This window comes from Nonomuraea sp. NPDC051941 (assembly GCF_044593615.1).
In genome coordinates, this window is record NZ_JBIUCF010000022.1 from 165,169 (window position 1) to 177,947 (window position 12,779).

At 71.7% G+C, this 12,779-nt stretch carries 14 protein-coding genes and 4 tRNA genes; 10 read left to right on the forward strand and 8 right to left on the reverse strand.

Features of this window, described 5'->3' with window-relative positions:
• Positions 1-71: 71 nt before the first annotated feature.
• The 6 genes from ACIHFD_RS33630 (at position 72) to ACIHFD_RS33655 (ending at position 1,982) form a co-directional block, all read left to right on the forward strand.
• Positions 72-142, forward strand: a tRNA-Ala gene (locus tag ACIHFD_RS33630).
• Positions 143-155: 13 nt separating this feature from the next.
• Positions 156-228: transfer RNA gene (locus ACIHFD_RS33635), tRNA-Leu, on the forward strand.
• A 23-nt stretch (positions 229-251) separates the two neighbouring features.
• A complete protein-coding gene (locus ACIHFD_RS33640) occupies positions 252-695 on the forward strand; it encodes a hypothetical protein (protein WP_397370327.1) in 444 nt (147 codons plus the stop codon).
• Positions 678-752 (forward strand) — tRNA-OTHER (locus ACIHFD_RS33645). Before ACIHFD_RS33640 ends, ACIHFD_RS33645 begins: the two co-directional genes overlap by 18 nt.
• An 85-nt stretch (positions 753-837) precedes the next feature.
• Positions 838-919: transfer RNA gene (locus tag ACIHFD_RS33650), tRNA-Tyr, on the forward strand.
• A gap of 241 nt (positions 920-1,160) precedes the next feature.
• Entirely contained in the window at positions 1,161-1,982 is an 822-nt protein-coding gene (locus ACIHFD_RS33655) for a nitroreductase/quinone reductase family protein (protein WP_397370328.1), read from the forward strand.
• Here ACIHFD_RS33655 and ACIHFD_RS33660 read toward each other — a convergent pair.
• Complete coding sequence (locus ACIHFD_RS33660; RefSeq protein ID WP_397370329.1) at positions 1,943-2,701, reverse strand: DNA polymerase beta superfamily protein; 759 nt, start codon at positions 2,699-2,701, stop codon at positions 1,943-1,945. The two genes, ACIHFD_RS33655 and ACIHFD_RS33660, sit on opposite strands and share 40 nt — an antisense overlap.
• Before the next feature lie 108 nt (positions 2,702-2,809).
• Between ACIHFD_RS33660 and ACIHFD_RS33665 the strand changes: the two genes are divergently transcribed.
• Entirely contained in the window at positions 2,810-3,259 is a 450-nt protein-coding gene (locus tag ACIHFD_RS33665) for a MarR family winged helix-turn-helix transcriptional regulator (RefSeq protein WP_397370330.1), read from the forward strand.
• A gap of 3 nt (positions 3,260-3,262) precedes the next feature.
• On the opposite strand, the gene ACIHFD_RS33670 is transcribed toward ACIHFD_RS33665, so the two are convergent.
• Both ACIHFD_RS33670 and ACIHFD_RS33675 read right to left on the reverse strand, forming a co-directional pair.
• Positions 3,263-3,916 carry a response regulator transcription factor gene (locus ACIHFD_RS33670; RefSeq protein ID WP_364263011.1) on the reverse strand — a complete coding sequence of 218 codons (654 nt, stop codon included), beginning with the start codon at positions 3,914-3,916 and terminating at the stop codon, positions 3,263-3,265.
• Positions 3,904-5,019 (reverse strand): sensor histidine kinase, encoded by a 1,116-nt coding sequence (locus ACIHFD_RS33675; RefSeq protein WP_397370371.1) that lies wholly within the window; start codon positions 5,017-5,019, stop codon positions 3,904-3,906. The genes ACIHFD_RS33670 and ACIHFD_RS33675 overlap by 13 nt, the downstream gene beginning before the upstream one ends.
• Before the next feature lie 141 nt (positions 5,020-5,160).
• On the opposite strand from ACIHFD_RS33675, the gene ACIHFD_RS33680 reads away from it, so the two are divergent.
• The gene (locus tag ACIHFD_RS33680; RefSeq protein ID WP_397370332.1) at positions 5,161-5,538 is read left to right on the forward strand and encodes a DUF6069 family protein; all 378 of its coding nucleotides are present in this window, start codon (positions 5,161-5,163) and stop codon (positions 5,536-5,538) included.
• Positions 5,539-5,762: 224 nt separating this feature from the next.
• Here ACIHFD_RS33680 and ACIHFD_RS33685 read toward each other — a convergent pair whose 3' ends face one another.
• Positions 5,763-6,509 (reverse strand): NADPH-dependent F420 reductase, encoded by a 747-nt coding sequence (locus tag ACIHFD_RS33685; RefSeq protein ID WP_397370333.1) that lies wholly within the window; start codon positions 6,507-6,509, stop codon positions 5,763-5,765.
• Between the two features lie 122 nt (positions 6,510-6,631).
• Between ACIHFD_RS33685 and ACIHFD_RS33690 the strand changes: the two genes are divergently transcribed.
• A complete protein-coding gene (locus ACIHFD_RS33690; protein ID WP_397370334.1) occupies positions 6,632-7,504 on the forward strand; it encodes a helix-turn-helix domain-containing protein in 873 nt (290 codons plus the stop codon).
• A 43-nt stretch (positions 7,505-7,547) separates the two neighbouring features.
• On the opposite strand, the gene ACIHFD_RS33695 is transcribed toward ACIHFD_RS33690, so the two are convergent.
• The 3 genes from ACIHFD_RS33695 to ACIHFD_RS33705 all read right to left on the reverse strand — a co-directional run bounded on the left by ACIHFD_RS33695 (position 7,548) and on the right by ACIHFD_RS33705 (position 10,388).
• Complete coding sequence (locus ACIHFD_RS33695; RefSeq protein ID WP_397370335.1) at positions 7,548-8,471, reverse strand: RNA polymerase sigma-70 factor; 924 nt, start codon at positions 8,469-8,471, stop codon at positions 7,548-7,550.
• Positions 8,468-9,400 (reverse strand): NAD-dependent epimerase/dehydratase family protein, encoded by a 933-nt coding sequence (locus ACIHFD_RS33700; RefSeq protein ID WP_397370336.1) that lies wholly within the window; start codon positions 9,398-9,400, stop codon positions 8,468-8,470. The genes ACIHFD_RS33695 and ACIHFD_RS33700 overlap by 4 nt, the downstream gene beginning before the upstream one ends.
• A gap of 79 nt (positions 9,401-9,479) precedes the next feature.
• Positions 9,480-10,388, reverse strand: a complete 909-nt coding sequence (locus ACIHFD_RS33705) for an RNA polymerase sigma-70 factor (RefSeq protein ID WP_397370337.1) — start codon at positions 10,386-10,388, stop codon at positions 9,480-9,482.
• A gap of 136 nt (positions 10,389-10,524) precedes the next feature.
• Between ACIHFD_RS33705 and ACIHFD_RS33710 the strand changes: the two genes are divergently transcribed.
• Positions 10,525-11,865, forward strand: a complete 1,341-nt coding sequence (locus ACIHFD_RS33710; RefSeq protein WP_397370338.1) for an FAD-binding oxidoreductase — start codon at positions 10,525-10,527, stop codon at positions 11,863-11,865.
• A 91-nt stretch (positions 11,866-11,956) separates the two neighbouring features.
• On the opposite strand, the gene ACIHFD_RS33715 is transcribed toward ACIHFD_RS33710, so the two are convergent.
• Entirely contained in the window at positions 11,957-12,724 is a 768-nt protein-coding gene (locus ACIHFD_RS33715; protein ID WP_397370339.1) for an SDR family NAD(P)-dependent oxidoreductase, read from the reverse strand.
• Positions 12,725-12,779: the final 55 nt, after the last annotated feature.

Below are 12,779 nucleotides of genomic sequence, written 5' to 3' on the forward strand. Positions count from 1 at the left end.
GCTTTCTGGGTAATCCCCCGTCAGGATTCTCCAGAGGCCGCCGGGCAATCCACCGGGCGGCCTTTCTCTTTGGGCTGATGGTGAAAAGGCATCACGCCTGCCTTGCAAGCAGGAGTTCAGGTTTCGAGATCCTGTCGGTCCACGTCAGCACCGGCACGTCCGTAGCCCAATGGCAGAGGCACCGGTCTAAGGAACCGGACGGTGCGGGTTCGAATCCCGCCGGACGTACTGATTTTAGATATCATTTGGAGGTGAGAACCTGCCCCCGATGTGGACAAAAACTCCCGATTGATGCGTTTGGCCGCAAGTCCGCAACCCGCCTTCAGGCATACTGCCGCGAATGCAACCGCGAGTACCAGCGAGAGCATTACCGCAAGAATTCGGACATCTATCGCGTTCGACGCGACAGGTACGCAGCAGCGCAACGCGAAGAGGTCTTTAGGAATCTGATGGAGTACCTCGCTCGCAACCCCTGTATCGACTGCGGCGAGGCCGATCCCATCGTCCTGCAATTCGACCACGTCCGGGGAGAGAAGGTGGAGAATGTCGGCTCCATGCTGACCGGCCGCACGCGATGGGTGACCGTGGCTCGAGAAATCGCCAAATGCGAGGTGCGCTGCGCGAACTGTCACCTCCGTAAGACCGCGCGGCAGTTCGGGTGGCGGAAGTATCTCCACGCCGTCGTAGACGAATAGGGAAGAGTTGCCAGACTTTCCTCTGAACATGTGCGGGTTCAAGCCCCGTCGGCGGCACCGCTGGCCCTATAGCTCAATGGATAGAGCGCCGACCTACGAAGCCGGGTCCGTTACAGGCCCGAATCCTGCCGCGCCCGATTATGCGCGAGCTGGGCACATTGGTGAGCCCACCCGGCTGTAAACCGGACGCCTCGGCTGTGGCGGTTCGACTCCGTCCTCGCGCACTTCCTCCGGGCGAGTTGACATCCGTCGCGGATCAACGTGTAATGGCCGTCGCGTCGCGTGACGCCGGCCGTGCGGACGGCGGCGGCATGGAGGCGCCGAAACCAAAGGGGATGAGGCCGATGACTTCTCACATCGCTGGGCTTGCCTGAACGCAGCTGACCCGCGCACGTCGTTCCGGCGTGCTCTGACGGGTTTCCCAGGTCATCGAAGAACCCATCCCGCTTTGGAGCGAATACACGCATGCCCATTGACTTCAACCAGCAGATCATCGACGAGTTCCGGGCCAACGGCGGCCAGGTCGGCGGCATGTTCGAGGGAGCCAGGCTGCTCCTTCTGACGACCGTCGGAGCGCGCACGGGCGCGCGCCACACGACGCCGCTCGGCTACCTGCCCGACGGCGAGCGCAACCTGATCATCGCCTCGGCCGGCGGCGCGCCGCGGCACCCGGCGTGGTACCACAACCTGGTCGCCAACCCGCAGGTCGGCGTGGAGGACGGCGTCTTCACCTACCAGGCGAAGGCGGTCGTGCTGAAGGGCGAGGAACGCGACCGGATGTTCGCCCGCGCCGTGGAGGCCGACCCCGGCTGGGGGCGGTACCAGGAGAGCGCGGGCCGCGTCCTGCCCGTGGTCGCGCTCCTCCCGATCTTCGACGGGCCGCCCCCGGGCCGTCTGGGCGACGCGCTCAAGCTGGTGCACGACGCCTTCCGCAGGGAGCTGGCCCGCATCCGCACCGAGGTCGCCCGGTCGGGCCCGCGCCTCGGCGCGCAGCTGCGCGTCAACTGCCTGACCATGTGCAACAACCTGCACGAGCACCACACGCGCGAGGACGGCTCCGTCTTCCCCGCGGTGGAGGGCCGCTATCCGGAGCTGGAGCCGGTGATGGCCCGGCTGCGCGCCGAGCACGAGACCGTCCAGCGGCTGCTGGAAGAGCTCCAGACGCTCCTCCGCGACGACGACCTGTCCCCCGGCACGCTGCTGGCGGAGGTCGAACGGCTCACCCTCGAGGTCGAGGCCCACCTCGACTACGAGGAGGAATACCTCGTACCGCTGCTGAACGGCTGATCCCCCACGACGGGTGGCGAGGTCCGCGGGTCCCAGTGGGCGATGCGGACCTCGCGCAGCCACGCTTCGACCGTCGCCTCATCGGGCTGGTCAGGCAGCGGCGTGCGCACGGTGTCGAACGCCTCCTCGGTGGCCGCCAGGAGAGCCTGGGCCTCTTCCAGGCTGCCGGCGGCGACCCTCTCCCCGAAGGCGCGGATCGCCTCGGGGTCGGGGAGCCGGATCGGCAGGTGGCCGGTCTCGTACAGCTCTCGCCCCTGGTGCAGGAGGCGGGCGAGGTGGCGGGCATGCTTGCTGGTCCGCTTGCGGGTGTCGGCCGAGAACGAGCCGTCGCCGCGCTGGTCGAGGCGTTTGAACTGCTGGGTGGCGTACCCGAGGTAGGCGTTGCGGACCCGCGGGCCGGACAGGAACGCGGCCCGGATGGCGATGAGCTGGTCGCCGAGCGGGGTGCGGGTCTCGTACAGCTCGTCGGGCAGCCAGACCAGCTCCGTCACGGTCGGATTGCCTCCCAGCGCGAGCGAGCACCACTTGCCGACCTCGTGGAGCGAGCGGTCGGGGTTCGTCTGGACGATGCTCTCCTTGGGCCGGGACAGGCCGACCATGTCCAGCGTGGGGGTGGCGAAGACGCCGAGCCGGTCGACGTCGGAGTCGGGCCCCGCCAGGCCGTAGGCGGTGGAGCCGACGACTCCGGCGAGCAGCACGTTGCTGGGGGTGTTGGTCACGGGATGCCCTTCGAGTCGCGCGCTTCCGTCGAAGATAGGGCAAATGATCAAATTTCGCGGCCGTTCGTGGGTCAGCGCAGCTCAAACAAGATTCGGTATGTTCTCGGCGTGGACGACACCTCGCGCGGCGATCTCGACGTGGACGCCTTCACCACGGCGATCGAGCACTTCAACCGCTTCTACATCCGGCTCCCCGTGCTGGAGAAGCTGCCGTTCACGACGCTGTCGGTGCTGGACACCCTCGCCTTCAGCGATGGCCCGATGCGGCTGACCGACCTGACCAGGACCGAGCAGGTCAGCCAGCCCGGCATCACCCAGCTCATCACCCGGCTGGAGCGCGACGGCCTGGTGGAGCGCCGCCCCGACCCGACCGACGGCCGCGCCGTGCTCGTCCACATCACCGAGGCCGGCCGCCGGATCGGCCGCTCCCGCCACGACGACCGCACCCGCCACCTGGCCCCGCTCATGGCCCGGCTGACCCCCGAACAGCGCCGCGCGATCGCCGCCGCCCTGCCCGCCCTGACCCGCCTCGCGGACCTCGGCCACGAAAGCCCCTGATGCTCAGGCGAGGCCCGCGTCGTGGGCGAGGAGCGCGATCTGGGTGCGATTGTCCAGGTCGAGCTTGGTGAGGATGTTGGAGACGTGCGCCTTCACCGTCGTGATGCCCATGGCGAGCTCCGCGGAGATGTCCGCGTTCGTCCGGCCGCGCCCGATCGCGAGGGCGACCTCGTACTCGCGAGGGGTGAGGGCTGCCAGCGCGGCGCGGGCCCGCTCGTAGGCCCCGGCCTGGGCGACGGTGCGCTCCATCAGCCGCCGGGTGATGCGCGGGGACAGGATCGGCTCGCCCGCCGCGACCCGCGTGACCGCCTCCACGATCTGCGCCGGCGGGGTGTCCTTGAGCAGGAACCCGCTGGCGCCTGCACGCAGCGCGTGCAGGATGTTCTCGTCGGTGTCGAAGGTGGTCAGCACGATCACCTCCGGCGGACGGGCACGGGCGCGGAGCCGGCGGGTGGCGGTGATGCCGTCCAGCCGCGGCATCCGCAGGTCCATGAGCACGACGTCGGGCGCGTGGGCGTCGGTGGCGGTGATGGCCTCCTGGCCGTCGGCCGCCTCGCCGACGACCGCGATGCCCGCGGCGCCGTCCAGCATCATGGACAGCCCGGCACGGACCAGGGCGTCGTCGTCGACCAGGAGCACGCGGATCACGCGGGCCATGGTAGCCAGGCCTGGAGCCGGAACCGCCCCTCGGTGCTCTGGTGGTCCAGTTGCCCGCCGGCCAGCCGTACCCGTTCGGTGAGCCCGACCAGGCCGACGCCGCTGCCGGGCGTGGTCGGCGCCGAGCCGGGCGGGGGCAGCGGGTTGCTGACGTCGATCAGCAGGCGCGTGCCGGGAGTGCCGCGCAGCAGCACCTCCACCGGCTGGCCGGGGGCGTGCTTGCGGGCGTTGGTCAGCCCCTCCTGAACGACCCGGTAGCCGGTCCGTCCGGCGGCGGGCGGGGCGGCGCCGCCGGTCTCGTCGCTGACCTGTACGTCCTGACCGGCGTGGCGCGCTTCGGCGACCAGCCGCGCCAGGTCGGCCAGCGTGGGCTGGGGTTCGAGCTCGTCCAGGAGGTCGTCCTCCTCGCGCAGCAGGCCGATCACCTGGCGCAGCTCCTCCAGCGCCTGGTGGACGCCGGAGCGGACCACCCCGGCGGCCCGGGCGAGCTGGTCGGGCGAGGAGTCGGGCCGGTACTCCAGCGCCCCCGCGTGGGTGGCCACCAGCGACAGGCGGTGGGCCAGTACGTCGTGCATCTCCCTGGCGAGCCGGCGGCGCTCGGCCATGCGGGCCTCGGCGACCCGCCTGCCCTGCTCGGCTTCGGCGCGGCGGGCGCGTTCGTGCAGCGAGATGAGCAGGGCGCGGCGGGAACGGGCCAGCGCGCCCCAGCCGAGCAGCGCGCCGTACGAGGCGCAGATCAGCAGCAGCCACCAGCCGAGGGAGATGCCGGAGCTCGGCCGCCACAGCCCCTGGACCAGGTGGGCCGCCATGCCCGTCGCCGCCACCGCCACAGCGACGGGCCAGCGCCTGCGCTGGGCCACCTGCAGCGCCCCCGTCGTCGCCGCCGGCGTGGCCACCGGGGAGACCACGGCGAGCAGGGCGGCGGCGAGCGCGCCGGAGACCGGCCACCACAGCTGGGCGAGCGCCGCGACCAGGCTCAACACCGCGACCGCGACATCCGGCCAGAGCAACGGCCCGTCGCTCTGCCCCCACAGCGTCACGCCGGTCAGGCCGCCCACCCCGAGGGCCATGACCGCCACGGCCAGGGGCTGCTGGGGTCGCATCTTGCTCACCGGCCAAAGGTTAGTCGCCGGTACGAAGGAGCCATCACCTACTAAAGGAGGACCCGTACCCCACCGGGGGCGGACAGAGCGCGACCGCGGGCCCGATGTGGCGACCCGCCCGGGCAGGCGAGGCTGAGCGGCGTGAACACCTCCCTCAGAAGACTGCTCCTCACCGTGATCGGCGCGCCCGCGGCCGCCCTGGCCGTGTGGGCTCTGGCGGTGCCGCTGTCCGGCGCCGCACTGACCGTGCGGGCGGGCGGCGGCACGCAGACCGTCGGCCCGGTATCGGTCATCGTCGCGAGCCTGGTGGCCGGGCTCGCGGGCTGGGCGCTGCTGGCCGTGCTGGAGCGACGGGTCGCCCGGCCCGGGCGCGTCTGGACGATCACCGCCCTGGTCGTGCTCGTCCTGTCCCTGTCCGGCCCGCTCGGCAGCGCCGTCGGTCTCGCCGCGACGCTGGTGCTGATGCTGTTGCACCTGGTGGTCGGCGCCGTGCTCGTCGCGGGGCTGGCGCGGCGATGAACCTGCCCTACGGGTACCTGATCACGCTGGTCCTCGTCGCGATCTGCACCTTCTTCGCGCTGGCCGCTCCCGGCCCGCCCCCGTGGTGGGGGTGATCGGGCTGGGCGGCTACTACGGCCCGTACTACGGCGAAGGTCCGCACACCTCGCCCCTTGCCCACGTCCGGCGGGACGCGCCGCCGTCGTCAACGCCGTCGAGGCGTTCTGCGCGATGAGCCTTCAGGGTCAGCCGGCGCTCGGGAGCCTCGCCTCCCCCGCCGATCGGCGGACCGCGGTCCCGACGAGCTTGCCGACCTGCGCCGCAGGGACGGCGATGCCGGGGTTCCGGAGGGTCCAGCGGAGGAAGTCCTCCACGTTCATGGCGGGTAGTTCGCCGAGGTAGGGCTGGATGTAGACCGGGGTGTTCGGTTCGCTGCGCCAGCTGTCGGCGAGCGTGCCGATGTCCACTGCGTCATGACCGAGCACGTCAAGCAGCCGGGTGGCCTCCGCCTTGGCCTCCGCGTCGTCGCCGGCGATGGGCAGGGCGCTGCGGTCGGGCGCGCCCGCGGGCCGGGCGAGGGTGAACAGCTGGTGCGGGGTGATGTTGTTGAAGGCCTTGACCACCCGGGAGCCCGCGAGGTGGCGCTGCATGAGGGCGCTGGAGGTCAGTTCGCCCGCGTCGAGTTCGGCCAGGTGGCCGTCCCGCTCGGGGTAGTAGTTCGACGTGTCGAGCACCGTCTTGCCGGTCAGGGCGTCGGTCGGCAACTGGTCGCAGGCTTTCAGCGGGATGGCCGCCACCACCAGGTCCGCGGCGCGTGCCGCCTCCGCCGGTGTGGCCGCCCGGGCACGTCCGCCCAGCTCGGCGACGAGATCGGCGAGCGTTTCCGGCCCTCGCGAATTGCTGAGGACGACCTCGAGGCCGGCCGCGACGGCCAGGCGGGCGACGGAAGAGCCGATCATTCCGCTCCCGATGAGTCCGAGCGTCTGGGACACCGTTCATCTCCAATGCGTTCAGGTGGGTGACTCGCCTGACAGCCTGGAGCCCGCGCGGCCACCCGGCCAGGCCCGTGTCCTGCGTACTCACGGCGTGATCACCCACGGCATAGGGTGGTCGCGTGAACGACCGGACCGAGCTGAGCGAGTTCCTCAAGTCGCGCCGTGCCCGGCTGCGCCCCGAGGACGTGGGGCTGCGTGACTACGGCGGAACGCGCCGGGTCGCGGGGCTGCGGCGCGAGGAGCTGGCCCGGCTCGCGGGGGTGAGCATCGCCCACTACACGCGCCTGGAACAGGGCAAAGGCGACAGCGTCTCCGACGAGATCCTGGACGCCGTCGGCGCGGCACTGCGCCTGGACGGCGACGAGCTGACCTACCTGCACCGGATCGCCCGGCCGCCCCTGGCGTGCGAGGGTGGCGCGGCCGCGGTGCCTGCGAGCCTGCGTTATCTGCTGGAGTCGTTCGTGATGACGCCGGCGCTGGTGGTCGGCCGGCACACCCAGATCGTCGGCTGGAACCAGCTGGCGGTGGCGGTGTTCGGCGACTTCCCCGCGCTGCCGGCGGACCGCCGGACGCTCTCGCACCTGCTGTTCACCGAGCCCCACCTGCGCGAGCTGCACCGCACCGGCTGGGAGGGGGCGGCGCGCGAGCAGGTGGCGCACCTGCGGGTCCTGCTCGGGCGCTATCGCGGGGACGCCGGGCTCGCGGCGCACGTCGACGAGCTGCGGGAGCTGAGCGCGGACTTCGCGCGGATGTGGGCCGAGCACCCGGTCGCGCGGGTCCGGTCCCGGACGTACGTGCTGCACCACCCGGTCGTGGGCGAGCTGACCCTGCACGGCGAGCTCATCGCGCTGCCCGACGAGCCGGCGTGTTGCGGGCTGGACCTGTTCGCCGCCGAGCCGGGCTCGGCTTCCGAGCAGGCGCTGCGGGAGCTCGCGAGTCCGGGCGCGGCCTCCGAGCAGGTGGTGGTGCCGGCGCGGCCGTCCGCCTTGTGAGCCGGCTGCCCCAGGTCCGGGGGTGGCCAGCCGGCTCTTGCGGTCAGTCCGCCGGTCGGCGGGCCTGGGTCGCCTCGCGGAGGGTCGCCCAGGCGTCCGCCACCGGGCCCACGTGCTCGAGCTTGTCGGGGTTGAGCACCGTACGGATCGCCTGGACCCGTCCGTCGAGGACGTCGAGCGTCCAGGTGTTGACGACCTTGCCGTCCCGGTCCCGGAAGATCGCGCCCGGCTGGCCGTTCATCTGGTGCGGCTCCACCACGCCACCAATGCGGGCGAACAGCGGGGCGAGCGCGGCGAACACCCGGACCACGTTCTCGGCGCCGAAGACGCCCGTACCCCACTGCGGGGCCTTGCCGCCGCTGTCGGCGACCATGTGCACGTCGGCGGCGAGCAGCGCCCGCAGCCCTTCGACGTCGCCTTCCCGGAAGGCGTCGAAGAACCGTTCGGCCAGCTCCTCCCGCTCCTTGCGGTCGGCCTCGAACCGGGGCCGGCCCGCGTCCATGTGGCGGCGCGCCCGCGCCGCGAGCTGGCGGCACGCCGCCTCCGAACGCCCCACCGCCGACGCGACCTCGCCGAAGCCGAACCCGAACACCTCCCGCAGCACGAAGACCGCGCGCTCGAGCGGGCTGAGCCGTTCCAGCAGCAGCAGGGCTGCCATCGACAGCGAGTCGGCCAGCTCCGCCGAGCGCTCCGGGTCCTGGTACGGGTCGGCGAGCAGCGGCTCGGGGAACCACGGCCCGACATACTCCTCGCGCCGGACCCGGGCCGAGCGCAGCACGTCGATGGCGATCCTGGTCACCACGGCCGCCAGGAAGGACTTGGCCGAGACGGGCTCGGTCGGGGAGGTCTGGTAGCGCAGCCAGGTCTCCTGGACCGCGTCCTCGGCCTCGCTCACGCTGCCGAGGATCCGGTACGCGATCGAGAACAGCAGCGGCCGCAGCTCCTGGAACTCTTCGGCGCGGGTCATGCCAGCTCTTCCTTGAAGCCCTGCCGCCACGAGGGGTAGCGCAGCTCCCAGCCCAGCTCCCGCTTGGCCTTGGCGTTGGAGAAGCCGCGCCCCTCGGTCATCATCGTCACCGCCACGTCCCCGGCCAGCGGCCGGGCCAGCCAGGCGGGGACCCGCATCGGCCGCTTGGCGCCCGCGCATCCGGCCAGGTAGGGCAGCCACGCGTCGGCCGGGGCCGGTTCGTCGTCGACGATGTTGAACACTCCCCTCGCCCGCTGCTCCACGGCCAGGACGGTAGCGCTCGCCGCGTCGTCCAGATGCACCCACGAGCAGTGGCCGGCGCCGCTCCCCACGACCGGGAACTGCCGCTTGCGTACGGGCTCGACCAGGTCGTCCGTGGCGCCCGGACCGTAGAACCAGCCGTACCGCAGGACCGCGCCCCCGGCCTTGACGACCACGTCCTCGACATGGCCGATCGCCTTCATCCCGGGCTCCGCCGGCGTCCCCATCATCGGGTCCACCGGGTCCTGCTCGGTCTTGACCCAGCCGCCCTCGCGGATGCCGTTCCAGGCGCCGTAGCTCTGCGCGACGAAGCCGGTCACACCGGTCGCCTCGGCGGCGGCCAGCAGGTGGTCCGTCCCCTCGGTACGCAGCCGGTTGGTGCCGGCGAACCACCGATCCATGTGCTTCATGTCGGGCTTGCCGGCGTGTGCCACGGAAATCGCGGTCATCTGGTGCACGATCGCGTCCGGCCGGGCCTTGGCCACCGCCTCACCGACCGACACCGCGTCCAGCCCGTCCATCACGACCGCCTCGGCGCCCAGCTGCTCCAGCAAGCCCCTCTTGGCCGCGCTCGTCGTCGAAGCCGTCACCTGGTGCCCCCGCGCCACCAGCAGCGGCACCAGCCGCTGCCCCAGAACCCCGCTCCCACCGGCCACGAACACCCGCATGATCATCACCTTTCCGAACTCAGAACCCGTTTTCGCAACCCGAGACGAGACAGCCCGCCCGGCTGTGACATCGGCGGGCTCAGCGGTGCAGGGCGGTCTCCTGCTCCATGCGCGCCAGCTTCTCGGGATTGCGCACGGCGTAGAGGCCGGTGATGAGGCCCTCCTCGATGCGCACCGCCATGACGGTGTCGATCTCGCCGTCGAGCCGCAGGACCAGCGCCGGGTAGCCGTTGACGTGCGCCGCCTGCAGCGAGGCCGCGGGGCTGATCCTGCTCAGCACAGGAGCGATGTTGCCGGCCCCCACGACGGGCGCCAGCGCGGCCTGCTTGATTCCGCCGCCGTCGGTCAGGAGGACGACGTCCGGCGCGAGGATGTCGAGCAGGCGTTGCAGGTCGCCGGTTTCGACCGCCCGCTGGAACGCCGCCAGCGCGTCCCGGGTCTCGGCCGGGGAGACGATCCCGCGCGGCCGGCGCGCGGCGACGTGTGCCCGTGCCCGGTGGGCGATCTGGCGCACCGCGGCCGGGCTCTTGTCGACGGCTTCGGCGATCTCGTCGTAGTCCAGGTCGAACACCTCGCGCAGCACGAACACGGCCCGCTCGGTCGGCCCCAGCGTCTCCAGCACCAGCAGCATCGCCATGGAGACGCTGTCGGCCAGCTCGACGTCCTCGGCCACGTCGGGCGCGGTCAGCAGCGGTTCGGGCAGCCAGGGGCCGACGTAGGACTCCTTGCGCCGGCCCAGCGTACGCAGCCTGCTCAGCGCCTGCCGGGTGGCGATCCGGACCAGGTAGGCGCGCTGATCCCGTACGTCGTCAAGATCGACGCCCGTCCACCGCAGCCAGGTCTCCTGCAGGACGTCCTCGGCGTCGGCGGCCGAGCCGAGCATCTCGTAGGCGACGGTGAACAGCAGGTTGCGGTGGGTGAGGAACGCCTCGGTGGCGGCGTCCGGGCTCATGTCCCCGCCGCGGTCTTCGGGCGCGGTGTGCGGCATGGGTGGCTCCTGTTCGCTCTTGACTGTGTCACCCACCAGACGCCGGACCCCGCCGTTTTGTGACGCCGTGGCCCTTGTGACACACCTCACGTACTCCGCGCTGTCACAAGGATCGGCTCGCCGGCATCTCGTGTTCATGAGATCAGCACTTGACACCCTGCGCCGCGACTTCGGCGGCGACATCATCGAGCCGGGCGCAGCGGAGTACGCGTCGGCCAGCCGCTCGGTACTGACTTCGGGCAGTCCAGCTTATGTTCTGCGGCCCAAGAGCGTCGCGGACGTGCGGGCGGGCGTCAGGTTCGCCGCCGGCAGCGGGCTCCCGCTGTCCGTACGCGGCGGCGGCCACGCCTTCGCGGGCTTCGGCACCAACGACGACGGCATCGTGATCGACCTCAGCGGCCTCGCGCAGGTGGAGGTCATCGACAAAGAACGGCACCTCGTACGGATCGGCGGCGGCGCCACCTGGGGTCAGGTCGCGACCGCCCTGGCCCCGCACGGCCTGGCGATCTCCTCGGGCGACACCAAGAGCGTCGGCGTCGGCGGGCTGACCTTGACCGGCGGCATCGGCTGGAAGGTCAGGAAGTACGGCCTGGCCCTGGACAGCCTGGTCGCCGCGGAGCTGGTCACGGCGGACGGAGAGGTCGTGCGCGCGAGCGCGGAGGAGAACCCGGAGCTGTTCTGGGCGATTCGCGGCGGTGGCGGCAACTTCGGGATCGTGACCGCCTTCGAGTTCGCGGCACATCCGACGACGGACGTCTTCCACGGCAGGATCGCCTTCCCGGCGGCGGAGGCGGCCGGCGTGCTCCAGGGCTGGGCGGACTACCTCCGCACCGCCCCCGAAGAGCTCACCTCCATCGCGAGCTTCGCCAACCCCTTCGCCGGCGGGCCCGAGGCGCCGGTCGAGGTCTTCGTCACCTTCGACGGCGATGACCCGGAGCTCGCCGCGCGGGCCCTCGACCCGATCCGCCAGCTCGGCACGGTGATCGACGACGACGTCGCGCTGAAGCCCTATGCGGACACGCTCGTGGACGGCGCGACCCCGCCGCCCGGCATCCGGCTCGTCACCCGGAGCGGCTTCGCCGGCAAGGACTCGGCGCCCGAGATCCTACGGATCCTTGCCGAGGTCGGGGCGTCGGAGGGGTCGCCGTTCATCGCCGTTCGCAGCGTCGGCGGTGCGGTGTCCCGGGTCCCGGCCGACGCCACCGCCTACGCGCATCGCCGGGCGGAGTTGATGTTCGTGACGACCACTCTGGGTCCGGAGCCGGTCGTGGAGGCCGCCCGTCCTGCTCTGGAAGCGATCTGGGCGCGGCTCGCACCTCACGCCAACGGCGCGTACGCGAACTTCCTGGCTTCCGCCACCGAGGAGGACGTCGCCGCCGTCTATCCGACGGGGACCTATGAGCGGCTAGCGGCGGTCAAGCGCCAGTACGACCCCGGCAACCTGTTCGCCCATAACCACAACATCCGGCCTCAGTAGGCCGTCCGCCAATGGGGGCGGGCCCCACGCACGGAGTGTGCGTGGGGCCCGCCTTGATCGGCGTGCTCGAACACCGAGCGCTGCCTCGGGGTCACCAGGGCATCGGGCCGTTCTCGCTGAAGAACCCGCCGGTCGGCCCGTCCACGCCGAGCGTGGCCAGGCGGACCAGGATCGCGGCGCCCTGCTCGGTCGTGAGATAACCGCTGTGGTTGTTGATCTCCGTGTCCACGTAGCCGGGGTCGGCGGCGTTGACGAGGATGCCGTCCTTGCGCAGCTCGTTGGCGTACTGCACGGTCAGCGCGTTCAGCGCGGTCTTGGAGGGCGAGTACGCGGCCGACGCCGGCAGCGCCGTGAACGGGCCGTCCAGGTTGCTGTTGAGGGTCAGCGACCCGGCGGCGCTGCTGACGTTGACGATGCGCGGCGCCGGCGAGCGCCGCAGCAGCGGCAGCATGGCGTTGGTCACCGCGATCACCCCGAGGACGTTGGTCTCGAACACCGCCCGGACCATGTCCAGATCGACGGAGCTGGGGACCTGGTCGTGGGCGTCGACGGGCGTGACCTGCCCGGAGCCGGTGATGCCGGCGTTGTTGACCAGCACGTCGAGGTGGCCGAAGCGCTCCTCGACCTGCTCCGCTGCCGCCCGGGCCGTGGCCGGGTCGGTGACGTCCAGGGTGACCGCGTGCGCGTCGCCGCCCGCCGCCCGCAGCGCCGCGGCGGCCTCCTCACCGCGCCGCGGGTCTCTGGCGCCGATCAGGACCGTCATGCCCAGCGCGGCGAGTTGCCCGGCGGCCGCACGGCCGATCCCCTTGTTCGCCCCGGTGATCAGCGCGATCTTCCGATGCGTGGCGTGCTCGCTCATGTCCAGCTCCTTGCTATGGAATGGTGCGTTCCTTCGCTTTCGGAACCCGAGACGA

Bases quoted from the DNA above. Each gene is read 5' to 3' on its own strand.
- ACIHFD_RS33705 (WP_397370337.1), bottom strand. From the start codon at position 10,388: ATGCCGCACACCGCGCCCGAAGACCGCGGCGGGGACATGAGCCCGGAC.
- ACIHFD_RS33715 (WP_397370339.1), bottom strand. From the start codon at position 12,724: ATGAGCGAGCACGCCACGCATCGGAAGATCGCGCTGATCACCGGGGCG.
- ACIHFD_RS33695 (WP_397370335.1), bottom strand. From the start codon at position 8,471: ATGACCCGCGCCGAAGAGTTCCAGGAGCTGCGGCCGCTGCTGTTCTCG.
- ACIHFD_RS33655 (WP_397370328.1), top strand. From the start codon at position 1,161: ATGCCCATTGACTTCAACCAGCAGATCATCGACGAGTTCCGGGCCAAC.
- ACIHFD_RS33670 (WP_364263011.1), bottom strand. From the start codon at position 3,916: ATGGCCCGCGTGATCCGCGTGCTCCTGGTCGACGACGACGCCCTGGTC.
- ACIHFD_RS33710 (WP_397370338.1), top strand. From the start codon at position 10,525: ATGAGATCAGCACTTGACACCCTGCGCCGCGACTTCGGCGGCGACATC.
- ACIHFD_RS33700 (WP_397370336.1), bottom strand. From the start codon at position 9,400: ATGCGGGTGTTCGTGGCCGGTGGGAGCGGGGTTCTGGGGCAGCGGCTG.
- ACIHFD_RS33675 (WP_397370371.1), bottom strand. From the start codon at position 5,019: ATGCGACCCCAGCAGCCCCTGGCCGTGGCGGTCATGGCCCTCGGGGTG.